Origin of the sequence: Streptomyces sp. NPDC006134 (assembly GCF_040628835.1) — a bacterium.
Classification (GTDB): Bacteria; Actinomycetota; Actinomycetes; order Streptomycetales; family Streptomycetaceae; genus Streptomyces.
The window spans coordinates 52,531-65,136 of the sequence record NZ_JBEXTV010000036.1 but is presented as its reverse complement, the minus strand read 5'-3'; the positions used below and the strand labels follow the sequence as shown (position 1 = coordinate 65,136).

7 protein-coding genes are annotated in these 12,606 nt (G+C 74.4%); 5 read left to right on the top strand and 2 right to left on the bottom strand.

Translation table 11 applies throughout. From position 1 onward, the window contains the following. Positions 1-83: 83 nt before the first annotated feature. The 3 genes from ABZ340_RS23130 (at position 84) to ABZ340_RS23120 (ending at position 4,542) form a co-directional block, all read left to right on the top strand. On the top strand, positions 84-1,313 hold the full coding sequence (locus ABZ340_RS23130) for an MFS transporter (protein WP_358783701.1): 1,230 nt from the start codon (positions 84-86) through the stop codon (positions 1,311-1,313). 167 nt (positions 1,314-1,480) lie between these two features. Further along, positions 1,481-3,262, top strand: coding sequence for a beta-galactosidase family protein (locus ABZ340_RS23125; protein WP_358783700.1), 1,782 nt, complete (start codon positions 1,481-1,483; stop codon positions 3,260-3,262). 200 nt (positions 3,263-3,462) lie between these two features. Continuing rightward, on the top strand, positions 3,463-4,542 hold the full coding sequence (locus tag ABZ340_RS23120; protein WP_358783699.1) for a LacI family DNA-binding transcriptional regulator: 1,080 nt from the start codon (positions 3,463-3,465) through the stop codon (positions 4,540-4,542). A 26-nt stretch (positions 4,543-4,568) separates the two neighbouring features. On the opposite strand, the gene ABZ340_RS23115 is transcribed toward ABZ340_RS23120, so the two are convergent. After that, the gene (locus ABZ340_RS23115; RefSeq protein ID WP_358783726.1) at positions 4,569-5,045 is read right to left on the bottom strand and encodes an N-acetyltransferase family protein; all 477 of its coding nucleotides are present in this window, start codon (positions 5,043-5,045) and stop codon (positions 4,569-4,571) included. A gap of 259 nt (positions 5,046-5,304) precedes the next feature. Beyond that, complete coding sequence (locus ABZ340_RS23110; RefSeq protein ID WP_358783698.1) at positions 5,305-9,351, bottom strand: endo-alpha-N-acetylgalactosaminidase family protein; 4,047 nt, start codon at positions 9,349-9,351, stop codon at positions 5,305-5,307. A gap of 578 nt (positions 9,352-9,929) precedes the next feature. Between ABZ340_RS23110 and ABZ340_RS23105 the strand changes: the two genes are divergently transcribed. Next, positions 9,930-10,979 carry a LacI family DNA-binding transcriptional regulator gene (locus ABZ340_RS23105; RefSeq protein WP_358783697.1) on the top strand — a complete coding sequence of 350 codons (1,050 nt, stop codon included), beginning with the start codon at positions 9,930-9,932 and terminating at the stop codon, positions 10,977-10,979. Positions 10,980-11,130: 151 nt separating this feature from the next. Further along, positions 11,131-12,564, top strand: a complete 1,434-nt coding sequence (locus ABZ340_RS23100) for a Gfo/Idh/MocA family oxidoreductase (protein ID WP_358783696.1) — start codon at positions 11,131-11,133, stop codon at positions 12,562-12,564. Positions 12,565-12,606: the final 42 nt, after the last annotated feature.

Genomic DNA, 12,606 nt, shown 5'->3' with positions numbered 1-12,606 from the left:
TTACCGGTAACACACGGCTCTGGCCGTCCGACGAGCCCCACGTTCCCCGCCCGTGCCCCGCCGGGCCGTCCCCCGGAGTCCGCGTGACCGACCAGCCGACCGCAGAACACGTCCCGGCCGCCCCGGCCGCCCCCGCGGCCCCCTCCGCTCCGGTCTTCACCCCGGCCGCCGTGGCCGCCTCCTGCGCGGGCTTCGTGCTCATCGGCGCGCTACAGGCCCTGTACGGACCGGCGATCCCGGCGCTGCGGGCGGAATTCGGCCTGAGCCCGTCCGCCGCCGGGCTCGGGCTGAGCGCCCACTTCGTGGGCGGCGTCGCCGGTGTGCTGGTCTTCGACCGGTACTACGGCCGGGTCGGCAACCGGCGGCTCCTGGGCGCCTCGTACCTGCTCATGGCCGTGGGCGCGGCGGGATTCGCCCTGGCGCCGGACTGGCCCGTGGCGCTGGGCACGGCCCTGCTGGCCGGGCTGGGCTTCGGCGGCATCGACTACGGCCTCAACCAGCTGTTCGCGACCGGCTTCGGCCACCGTTCGACGGCGATGCTGAACGTGCTGAACGCCCACTTCGGCATCGGCGCGATCCTCGGCCCGGCGGTCGTCGGCGCGGTCGGGGCGGAGCACTATCCGGCGGTCTTCCTCGTGTTCGCGCTCGCCGGCCTGTCGCCGCTGCTGTTCCTGCGGGGCGTACGGGACCGGGCGCCCCGGCCGGCCGGGCCGGCGGACCCCGCGCCGCGGGGACAGCGGCGGGCGCCGTCCCGCCGGGTCGGCCCGCTGCTCGCCGCGTTCGTCGCCCTGTACGTCCTGCACGTAGGGGTCGAGGCCGGTGTCGGCGGCTGGGAGCCCACCCACCTGGAAACCGTCGGCTACGGCGCGGGGCTCGCCGCGACCGCCACGTCCGTCTACTGGCTGATGATGACCGCCGGCCGTTTCCTGGCCGCGCCGCTCGCGCTGCGGTTCCCGGCCCCGGCGATCATCACGGTGTCGTGCGCGGGCATGACGGCCTGCCTGCTGCTGGCCTCCGTCCCCGCGCTGGCGCCCTGGGCGTACGCCGGTGCCGGCCTCTTCATCGCCCCGGTCTTCCCCACCGGCCTGCCCTGGCTCCACCGGGCGGCGCCGCGCGCCCGGAGGGCCGGCGCCCTGGTCATCGCCGCCTCCATGGCGGGCGGGGTCGCGGCGGGCCCGGCGCTGGGCAAGGCCATCGAGTGGTCCGGCGTCCGCGCCGTACCGCTGCTGCTGGGCGGTGTCTCGGCGCTGTGCCTGGCGGCCGCCCTGTGGCTGGCCCGCGCCACCGCGGCCCGCCGCCCACCCCGCACCTGAGACCCGGCCCGGCCTGGTCCGGCCTGGTCCGGCCTGGTCCGGCCTGGTCCGGCCTGGTCCGGCCTGGTCCGGCCTGGTCCGGCCACCGGTCGTACGCCGTCCGCCATCCACCGCACGCACCACACCGACCCGCACCGCACCGCACCGACCCGGAGGGAAGCACCCGTATGCCCGCCCTGACCACCACGTCCGACGGATTCCTGCTGCACGGTGAGCCGTTCCGCATCGTCTCCGGTGCCCTGCACTACTTCCGCGTCCACCCGGACCAGTGGGCGGACCGGCTGCGCAAGGCGCGGCTGATGGGCCTCAACACGGTGGAGACGTACGTGCCGTGGAACCTGCACCAGCCGGACCCCGAGGGCCCGCTCGTCCTCGACGGCCTGCTGGACCTGCCGCGCTATCTGCGGCTGGCCGGTGAGGAGGGGCTGCGCGTCCTGCTGCGCCCCGGGCCCTTCATCTGCGCCGAGTGGGACGGAGGCGGGCTGCCCGCCTGGCTCACCGCGGACCCGGACATCCGGCTGCGCAGCAGCGACCCGCGTTTCACCGCCGCCGTCGACCGCTACCTCGACCTCCTGCTGCCGCCACTCCTGCCGCACTTCGCCGCGTCCGGCGGTCCGGTCGTCGCCGTGCAGGTGGAGAACGAGTACGGGGCGTACGGCGACGACACCGCGTACCTGAAGCACCTGGCCGGCGCGCTGCGGTCACGGGGCGTCGAGGAGCTGCTGTTCACCTGCGACCAGGCCGACCCGGCGCACCTGGCCGCCGGCAGCCTGCCGGGCGTGCTCGCCACCGGCACCTTCGGCGGCAAAATCGAGCAGTCCCTCGCACGCCTGCGCGCCCACCAGGCCGAAGGGCCGCTGATGTGCACGGAGTTCTGGGTCGGCTGGTTCGACCACTGGGGCGGCCCGCACCACGCGCGGGACGCGGCCGACGCCGCCGCCGACCTCGACCGGCTGCTGTCCGCCGGGGCGTCCGTCAACCTCTACATGTTCCACGGCGGCACCAACTTCGGCTTCACCAACGGCGCCAACCACCAGCACGCCTACGCCCCGACCGTCACGTCGTACGACTACGACGCCCCGCTGACCGAGTGGGGCGACCCGAGCCCGAAGTACCACGCCCTGCGCGAGGTCATCGCCCGCCACGAGCCCGTCCCCGACGAGCCCGTCCCGGCGCCGGGCGCCAAACTCCCGCCCACGGAGGTGGTGATGGGCCTGCGGGCGCCGCTGCTGCCGCACGCGGACGCGCTGGGGACCGCGGTACGGGCCGAGAACCCCCTGACGATGCAGGCGCTCGGGCAGCGCGCCGGCTTCGCCCTGTACCGCACCTCCCTCCCCCGCCCCGGCGACGGCCTGCTGCACTTCGCGGGCGGTGTCGGCGACCGCGCCCAGGTCTTCGTCGACGGCGCCCCGGCCGGCGTACTGGAGCGCGAGCGCCACGAGGAGACCCTGCCCGTGCGGGTCCCGCGCCCCGGCGCCGTGCTGGAGGTCCTCGTCGAGAACATGGGCGGGGTCAACTACGGGCCGCACATCGGCACCCCCAAGGGCCTGCTCGGCCCCGTCTCCCTCGACGGCACCGTGCTGCGGGACTGGGAGTGCCGTCCGCTGCCGCTGGACGGCCCGGACGTGCCGCACGGCCCGGAGGCGGTCCCGTTCGCCCCGTCCGGGCAGGCGGCGTCCGCCGTCCCCGCCTTCCACCGCGGGACGTTCGAGGTGGCGGTGCCCGCCGACGCCTTCCTGGCGCTGCCCGGCTGGACCAAGGGCCACGCCTGGGTCAACGGTTTCGCCCTCGGCCGCTACTGGAACCGCGGCCCGCAGCGCACGCTCTACGTGCCCGCCCCCGTGCTGCGCCCGGGCGCCAACGACCTCGTCCTGCTGGAACTGCACGGCACCACCGCCGCCCGCGCCCTGCTCACCGACACCCCCGATCTCGGGCCGGTGAATCCCTGACCGGGCGTGCGACGCCCTCCGCCGCGCGCCGCCGGTCCGGGTGGCGCGCGGCGGGGTGCGGCGGGGGTCGCAGGTCGCGCCGGTACCGCCGTACGACCGGCTTATGCTGTGCTCCTGCCGGGCGGGCCGGGCCCCACCGCCCCGTCCCGCCCCGCCCCGCACAGCCGTTCCGACCCACCGACGCCGAGGAAGCATCCGCCATGACGCCCAGCGCCGACGACGGCCCCGCCCCCCGGCGCCGCGGCAGACGCAGCTTCGCGGGGTCCCGTCCCCTGATGGCCGACGTGGCACGGCGGGCCGGGGTCTCCAAGCAGACCGTCTCCCGGGTGCTCAACGGCCATCCGGCCGTCCGGTCCGAGACCCGCGACGCGGTCCTGGAGGCCGTACGGGCGCTCGGCTACCGTCCCAGCCGCAGCGCGCGGTCGCTGGCCAGCGGCCGGACCCGGATGCTCGGCGTCATCTCCTTCGACGCGGCGCGCTACGGGCCCGCGTCCGTCCTGACCGCGATCAACTCGGCGGCGCAGGAGGCCGGTTACCTGGTGAGTTCCATCGCCCTGGACACGGCCGGCCGGGACACCGTGACCGAGGCCGTGCACCGCCTGTCGGCCGAGGGCGCCGACGGGGTGATCGCCATCGCTCCGCAGCGGTGGGTGGGCCGGGCGCTCGCGGAGGCCGGCCTGGACACCCCCCTGGTGGTGCTCGACAACGCCCCGGCCGACGACATCCCTCTCGTCTCCGGCGACTCCCGCACCGGCGCCCGCAAGGCCACCGAGCACCTGCTGGGCCTGGGCCACCGCACCGTCCGGCACATCGCGGGCCCGGCCGGCTGGTCCTCCGCCGACCAGCGGCTGGCGGCCTGGCGGGCCGCGCTGGAGGCGGCCGGCGCCGAGGTTCCCGAGCCGCTGGCCGGCGACTGGAGCGCGGACTCCGGATACGACCTGGGCCGCCGGCTGGCACGGGACCCCGAGGTGACGGCGGTGTTCGCGTCCAACGACCAGATGGCGCTGGGGCTGCTGCACGCGCTGCACGAGGCCGGACGGTCCGTCCCCGAGGACGTCAGCGTGGTCGGCTACGACGACATCCCGGAGGCCGCCCACCTGCTGCCGCCGCTGACCACGGTGCGCACCGACTTCGCGGAGATCGGCACCCGCGCGCTGCGCCTGCTGCTGCACCGGATCGACGGCACCGGCGAGCCGCCGCCGGCCGGTTCGCTCGTACCGGCCGATCTCGTCGTCCGCCGCAGCAGCGGACCGCCGTCCAGGCGTTCCCCACTGGTCTGAGGGCAGGGCGCGGGGCGCGGCGGGCGTCAGTCGACCACGGGGCTGCGGCGTTCGACGAGGACGACGTCGCGCCACCGGCCGTGGAGCCGGCCGACGCGTTCGCGGGTGCCGATGACACGGAACCCCGCTCGCCGGTGGAGGGCGAGACTGGCGGTGTTCTCCGGGAAGATGCCGGACTGGACGGTCCACACGCCGGCCGCCTCGGTGGACTCGATGAACGCCTTCAGCAGGGCGAGGGCCACGCCGCGGCCCCTGGCGGCGGGGTGCACGTAGACGGAGTGCTCCACGACACCCGCGTACGCGCGGCGCGGGGAGACCCGACTGCCCGCGATCCAGCCGAGCACCGCGCCCCCTTCGCCGTCCACGGCGACGAAACGGTGCCCGGGGAGTTTGGTGGAGTCGAACTCCGCCCAGCTCGGCACCTCGGTCTCGAAGGTGGCGTCGCCCTCGTCGATGCCCACCCGGTAGATGTCCAGCACCTCGTCGGCGTGCTCGGCCCGCATCGGCACGATCACCACGCCCTGCGGCGTCCTCTCGCCGTTCACTTCGTCCACTTCGCTCCTCCGGTGACGGTTCGCACCGTGGCCCGCACGGCCGGCAGCCTGCCCGGCGCGGCGAGCACCGACGGCTCGACACGGTAGTAGACCAGACCCACGTGCCCCGCCGCTCACAGACCGGCAGACCGGCTTCCTCCGGTCTCTCGTGGTGAGAGGGGAAGGGGCCCTCCGTGACCACGCCGCCCTTCCGGTCCGCCCGTCGCCGTCATCGGTGGCGCCCGGCGGGCCGCTCCCCGGGCGGATGGCCGGCCGGCGGGTCGGCCGGGATGCCGTAAACACGCATCTCCGCGGCGGCGGCGTACGGCTGCCCGTTGAGGGCGTTCAGGGCCGTGAACCGCACGTAGGAGGCCCGCACCCGGTCGAAGGCGATCCGCTGTGTGGACGGAACGTCCTCGAGGGTCCCCCTGGCCACGGTCGTCCAGTGCGTGCCGTCGTCCGAGACCGCGACCTCGTAACCGGCGACGCGCCCGTTCGGCCCGCCGGTCTGCCGGCCGAGGTAGCCGAAGCCGGTCACGTCGGCCGGGCCGGGCGCCTTCAGCGTCACCCAGTGCGGGTAGGGCGCGGCCGGTCCGGTGTAGTCGGTGTGCCAGATGGTGCCGGGGTCGCCGTCGAGCACGTTGGACACCGGCCCCTCCCCCGGCCCCGAGGAGCGGTTCTCGGAGTCGGTGGTCGCCGTCAGCGAACCGGGCGCGAGGACCGGCTCGGTGGTCACCGTCGCCCCGGCCCGCGCCGACACCGTCCGGTCCGTGCCGGCGTGGGCGTAGGTGGCGGACACCGTCCAGGAGGGCGAGGTGCCCGCGGCGCCGGCGGGCGGCGTCAGCAGCCAGGTGGTGCGCACGCTCGCGCCGGGCTTCACGGAGGGGAAGAGGTTGCCGTCCTTCTCCTTGACCCGCACCTTCCAGCCGCCGGGCAGGCCCCGCAGCTCGACCCCGACGTCGGTGACGCCGGACTCCTCGTGCGGGGTGAAGGTGGTGACGTACTCGCCCGGCACCCCGGGGCTCAGCTCGGCCCCGGCGGGGGCGGTGACGGTGGCGCAGGCGGGCGTCTCCCCGGCCTCGCCCAGGTCGGTCACCGTGAAGTCGTCGAGGACGAGGTCCGTGCCCCGGGCGCCGCCGAGCTTGCGCAGCCCGGCCCAGGTGTCGCCGCAGCCCGCCACGATCTCCCGGCGGTAGGCGGCGGTGTCCAGCGCGGGTTCCAGGACGTCACGGGTGAGCTCGCGGGTGACGGTTTCGCCGCCGCCGACCCGGTCCGCGCCGGTCACCCAGGCCCACTGCCCCGCGATGTTGGTCTGGTACGAGAACGAGATCGCGTACCGGTGGCCGGCCTCGAACGGCACCGTGGCGGGCACCGTGCGGTAGACCAGCCCGGTGTTCTCCGCGTGGGACTTCAGCGAGTGCCGCCCGGCCAGGACGTCGTCCACCGCCAGCCCCTTGAGCGCGCCGGTGTCGTACGGGGAGTAGGTGTTCTTCCACGCCTTCTGGCTGTAGGGCTCGTGGAGGTCGCTGACGCTCGTACGCGGGTCGGTGACGCCGCCGGCGTCGCCCTTGACGAACGGGCCCCAGCCGGGCTGGTTGCCCTCGAAGTCGTCGTGGGCCACGACCGTGCCGTCCTCGGCGGCGGGCGGCGGCGCGGTGGTGTCGGCCATGACCCGTACGTCGTCCAGGACGACCGCCGGTGTCCCCGCGGCGGCGGCCAGCTCCACGGTGACCTTGCCGCCGCGCGGTGCCGTGAACGCGACGGAGGCACGCTGGGAGTAGGTGTCCCGCTTCTCGTCGGACGCCATCGTGTTGCGCGCCGGGGTCGTCTCGAACGTCTTCGCCGCCTCCCCGGCCGCGCCGCGTACCCGGAGCGTGGTGGCGCGGCGTTCGCCGGGGCCGATCTCGACGTCGGCGGCGAGCGTGTAGCGCCGTCCCGGGGTGAGGCCCCGGACCTGCTGGGAGATGCCCGAGGCGGCGTCGCCCAGGCGGACGACGTTGTCGCCGTTGCCGGCACGTACGGTCCGCGCGCCGCCTTCCGGATGCCAGGCGTCCAGGTTCCCGGCGTTGAAGCCGGGGTCGGTCAGACCGGTGAACTCGCCGTAGCGCGGGTCCTTGTGGGGGGCCTTGCCGCCGCGGGGCACCAGGACGTAGGGCGTGTCCTTCTCTCCGGTCAGGGTGACCCGCCCGTCGCGTGCCTTGACGTCGGCCGCCTTCACCCGGCCCTGGTCGGTCAGCTCGTAGAGGGTGAAGTTCCGGGTCCCGGCGAACTGTTCGGTCAGCTCGAAGGTGTGGGTGCCGCCGGAGGCGCTGTGGAAGTACATCTTGTCGGCGTCGCCGGGCGAGGAGGTGCCGTTGCCTCCGCGGGGGCTCCCCCACGGCAGGAGGTAGGTGTCGCCGTCGAGGACGACGGCGCCGCCCAGGGAGATCTGCCGCCGGCCGTCCGCCATCCGCACCCGTACGCCGCCGGTGAGGGTGGCGGACGTGCCGAAGTCCCAGTCCATCAGCCGGTAGTGCTGGAGGAACTTGGTCGGCAGGTTGTCCCTCCAGACGGTGCGGTAGAACGCGTTCCAGTCGTCCTGGCCCGTCCACCCCTCGAACTCGACGACGGAGGCGCCGCCGAGGAGCGGGTCCACGTTCCACACGTCGCGGTCGGAGTGGGCGAGGAACCGGACGATGTTCGAGTTGATGCCCTTGTTGGTGGCGCCGCCGTAGTTCTTGTCGGCGGCCCAGTGCGACCACAGCGCGTCGCCCTCGAACTTGTACGACCACTCGGTGGCGACCTCGAAGCCCATCTTCCGCAGCCGGTCGGCGAGTCCGTCGGCCAGCCAGCCGCTGGAGTAGTAGGCGTCGATGTAGACGGTCCTGATGCCCGGGGCCTCCTTGCGCAGCCGCTCGAACCGGTCGAGGACGGCGCCGGTGCCGAGGTCCTTGCGCTGGTCGATGTGGTACGCCTGGTTGAGCCAGTCCCAGCCGTTCTTCTGGCCCTTGACCATCTCCTCGCTGAAGCTCTTCGCCTGCGGGTACGCCTCGGTGGCGTTGACGTGGACGCCGAAGTCGGCGTTGTAGCGGGCGCCGGTGTCCGTGAGCCGGTTCAGGTCCTTCAGCCCGCCCGCGCGGACGTTCTCGTTGCCGCCGTAGTCGGGGTGCCCGGAGTCGTGGCCCTCGCCGGCGTACCCCTTCTCCAGCACCCACTGCCCGAGGTTGTCCGTCGCCATGGAGATCCGCTTGGTATTGTCCAGCGTCTTCAGGAACGGGTTGGTGGCCTGGCTCGCGAAGTTGAACGGGATGCGCTGCACGACGCGTTCGGGCACCCGGTCGGCGCCGAGCGGGCGGCGCATGTGGGCGCGGTGGGCGATGGCGCCGTCCTGCCAGTCGACGGTGCCGTCGCGGTTGGCGTCGGCGGCGAGCACGACGGTCGCCCGGGGCAGCGCGTAGGTGCGCACGCGCGGGTCCGTCGCGCCCCGGGGGGCGTAGGTGTAGGTGCCGGGCGACAGTTCCGCGCGGCGCACTCCGCCTCCCGCGTCGGTGATCCGCGACCACAGGCGGGTGTTGCCGTTGGTGTTGTCGTTCTGCGGGGCGTCCTCGGTCGCGTTGGTGATGATGCCGGCGGACAGGTGCGCGGTGCCGACGAACCCGTACGGGGTGCCGACCGGTTCCTTGTCCGGGGGCGTGTCGCCCGTGACCGGGATGAACCGGTCGGCCGTGGTCGTCGAGTCCGTGGAGATCTTCGTCCGGGCCAGGTTCGCCCCCGGGTCCAAGGAGTCGGCGGAGACCAGGGAGTGGCCGGGGACCGCGAGGGTACGCACGGTCGCGGCGGCGGGACCGGAGATCTCCTCGACGGCGAAGACGACCGAGTCCTCACCGGTCACGGTGATGGTCGTGGTGAGGGTGAGTCCGGGCAGGTCCGCGAAGGTGGACGTGTAGGTGGCCTTGCCCCCTTCCGCCGTCATGGTGGTGGTGGCGCGGTGCGGGGTGCCGTTGACGGTGAAGGTGTCCAGGACGGACGCCCGCCCGTCGAGGGTGCGCTCGCCCAGCCGGTAGGAGACGACCTGGGGGAACTCCTCGGCCACGGTCACCGTCAGCGCGCCCCGGCTGAGCTGGACCGGCGTCGCCGTTCCGGCCGGGGCCGCGGGGAGGGCCCGCGGTGCCGCCGCGCCGGCGGGTGCGACGGCGGCGCTCGACAGCATGCCCAGTGACAGGAGCAGCGCCGCCGTCAGGGTGCCGGGGTGGGGCGTCCTTCTTCGCCGGGGCGGTCGGGGTGTCGGGGGTCTCATGGTTTCCACCTGGCACTTCCTCGTGTCGTGTGAGGGACGGGAGACGGTGGTGGCGCGGCTGACGCGGCGGTGACAGCGGTGGCGGCCATGGCGGCGGTACTGGCGATGACCAGGGGCGGCGAGGATCGTGCGGGGGGCGGGTGCCGACGGCGGGGGCGGCGGCCGTGTCCGGGCGGTGGCCGCCCGGCCCGGCGGCATGGTCCGGGCGGTGCCGGGCGGTGCCGGGCGGTGCCGGATGTTATCGATGCCTTCGCGCCGCCCCGGCTCACTCCGGCGCCGCCGGTCCGCGCGTTTCCGGCATCCGGGACGGACCCGGTCCCGGCGCGCCCGTCCCGGGTGCCGTCGTACCGTGTTCCCTGTCCCGCTTGCCCACGGCTCTCTCCTGACCTGTCCACGGACGGGAGGGTCCGGTCTCCCCGTGGACCGCGCAGTCGGATGCGGCGTGCGTCCCCGCGGACACCGCGGGACGGCGGGAACTATGGCACATGGTGTTATCGATGCCAAGAGAGCCCGCAGAGATACACTGCGCCCGGCGCGCGACACCGGGGACGGCGCGGGGAGCCGGCGGGAAGGGACGCATGACGAAGCGGCAGGGTGGCGGCGGGCCCGTACGGCAGCCCGGCATGACCGACGTCGCCCGGCTCGCCGGGGTATCCGCCCAGACGGTGTCCCGGACCCTGGCGGGCCACCCCAACGTGCGGCCGAGGACCCGCGCCAAGGTGCTCGCCGCGGTCGAGCAGCTCGGTTATCGCCGGAACAACGCGGCGCGGACGCTGTCGTCGGGGCGCAGCCGGACGATCGGCGTCGTGACCCTGCAGACCAATTTCCACTCGCGCACCAACCTGACGTTCGGCATCGAACGGGCGGCGCGCGAGGCGGGGTACGCCGTCAGCACCGCGGCGACCGCCTCGCTGGACACCGCCGCCCTCGAGGAGGCGCTGTCGCGGCTGGCGGAGCAGGGGGCCGAGGGCGTCGTCCTCTCCGTACCGCTGATCCATGTGAGCCCGCGGATCGAGCAGCTGACCCGCTCGGTGCCGACCGTCACCGTCGACGGTTCGCGGACGCCCGCCACGGAGGTCGTCGCCGTCGACCAGAGGCTGGCGGCGCGTCTGGCGACCCGTCACCTGATCGAGCTGGGGCACCGGAACGTCTGGCACGTCGCGGGGCCCCGGGAGTGGCTCGACGCGTCGAGCCGGTGCGACGGCTGGCGCGCCACCCTGGAGGCGGCGGGCCTGGCCGTGCCGCCCGTGCTGGAGGGTGACTGGACGCCCGCCTCCGGATACCGCAACGGGCTGGTGCTGGGCCGCATCCCCGACGCCACGGCGGTCTTCGTGGCGAGCGACGAGATGGCCTTCGGGGTGATCCGCGCCCTGCACGAACTGGGCAGGCGGGTGCCGCGGGACGTGTCCGTCGTCGGTGTGGACGACATCGCCCTGGCCGAGTACTGCTCGCCCTCCCTGACCACGGTCGCCCAGCCGTTCACCGAGATGGGAGCGCTGGCCGTCTCCCGTCTGCTGCGGCACATCGCCGATCCGGGCGCCGCGCCGGAACCCGTCTCCGTCGAGCCGTCCCTGATCGTGCGCGCCAGCACCGCGCCGGTCCGCGGCGAAGACGGCGGACGGCCCTGACCCTTCCCCTTCCGCGGGCCGCCGGGCCGGACCGATGCTCGGTCCTGCTCGAAACAGCTCGACTGCGAACACATATTGACATGTCCCAGGCGAGCCCGCAGAGTCATGCCCCGACAGTGCCGCAAGCCACCCACCGAGGAGCGTTGCCACTATGTCGGATACGCCGGAATCCCCCGCCCTTTCCCGTCGGCTGCTTCTCGGCGGAGCCGTCGCCACCGGAGCGCTCGCTTCCGGAATCGCCGGTCCGGCCCGTGCCGCGTCGGCCGCCCCCGCTCAGGCCCCCGGCCGCAGACCCGGCCAGAAGTCGATGGCCGGCGTGCCCTTCGACGCCCACCGGACCGTCCGCGTCGGCGTGATCGGCCTGGGCAACCGCGGCGCGGGCATGGTCACGGGGTGGGCCGCGGTCCCCGGCTGCACCGTGACCGCCGTCTGCGACATCCGCGCCGACCGGGCCCGGCGCGCCGCCGACCGCCTGGCGAGCAGGGGCGAGCCGCGCCCCGCCGAGTACGGCGGCTCCGCCGGCGCCTACACCCGGATGCTCGAGCGGGACGACATCGACCTCGTGTACATCGCCACGCCGTGGGAGTTCCACCACGAGCAGGGCAGGGCGGCGCTGCTGAGCGGCAAGCACGCCATGGTGGAGCTGCCCGTCGCCACCGAACTGCGCGAGCTGTGGGACCTCGTCGACACCTCCGAGCGGACCCGCCGGCACCTGATGCTCGCCGAGAACTGCTGCTACGGCCGCAACGAGCTCGCCGTACTGAAGATGGCGCACGACGGCCTGTTCGGGGACGTCACCAACGGCCACGGGGGCTACCTGCACGACCTGCGGGAACTGCTCTTCTCCGACACCTACTACACCGACGCCTGGCGGCGGCTGTGGCACACCCGCAGCACGGCCTCCCTGTACCCCATGCACGGCCTGGCCCCGATCGCGGGGGCCATGGACGTCAACCGCGGCGACCGGATGACCACGCTGCGCGCCACCTCCACCGCGCCCAAGGGCCTGGCCGACTACCGCGAGCGTTTCGTGCCCCGGGACCACCCCTCCTGGAAGGAGACGTACATCAACGGTGACCTGGTCACCTGCCTGATCGAGACGGAGAAGGGCAGGATGATCCGGGCGGAACACGACGTGAGTTCACCCCGGCCCTACAGCCGGATCAACTCCCTCGCCGGCAGCCGGGGCATCGTCGAGGACTACGCGGGCCCCGCGCCCACCGGCGCGCGCGTCTACCTCGAACCGGACCACAGCGGCCACACCTGGCGCGATTTCGCCGGGTACCGCAAGGAGTACGACCACTGGCTGTGGCGGAAGGTGGGCGACGACGCCGCGAACAACGGGGGCCACGGCGGCATGGACTACGTCATGCAGTGGCGCACGGTCCAGCTCATGCGGATCGGCCTGGCACCCGACATCGACGTCTACGACTCGGCGGCCTGGTGCGCGCCGGTCCCCCTGAGCGCCGCGTCCCTGGCCCGGGGCGGCCGTCCCGTGGAGATCCCCGACTTCACCCGCGGCGCCTGGGCCAAGGCGCGCCCGGGTCTCGACTCGGACGCCGTCGAGATGCCGCCCGCCTCCTGAGGCCCGCGGGCCGGGGCCGCCCGCGATATGCCCCGGCCGTGT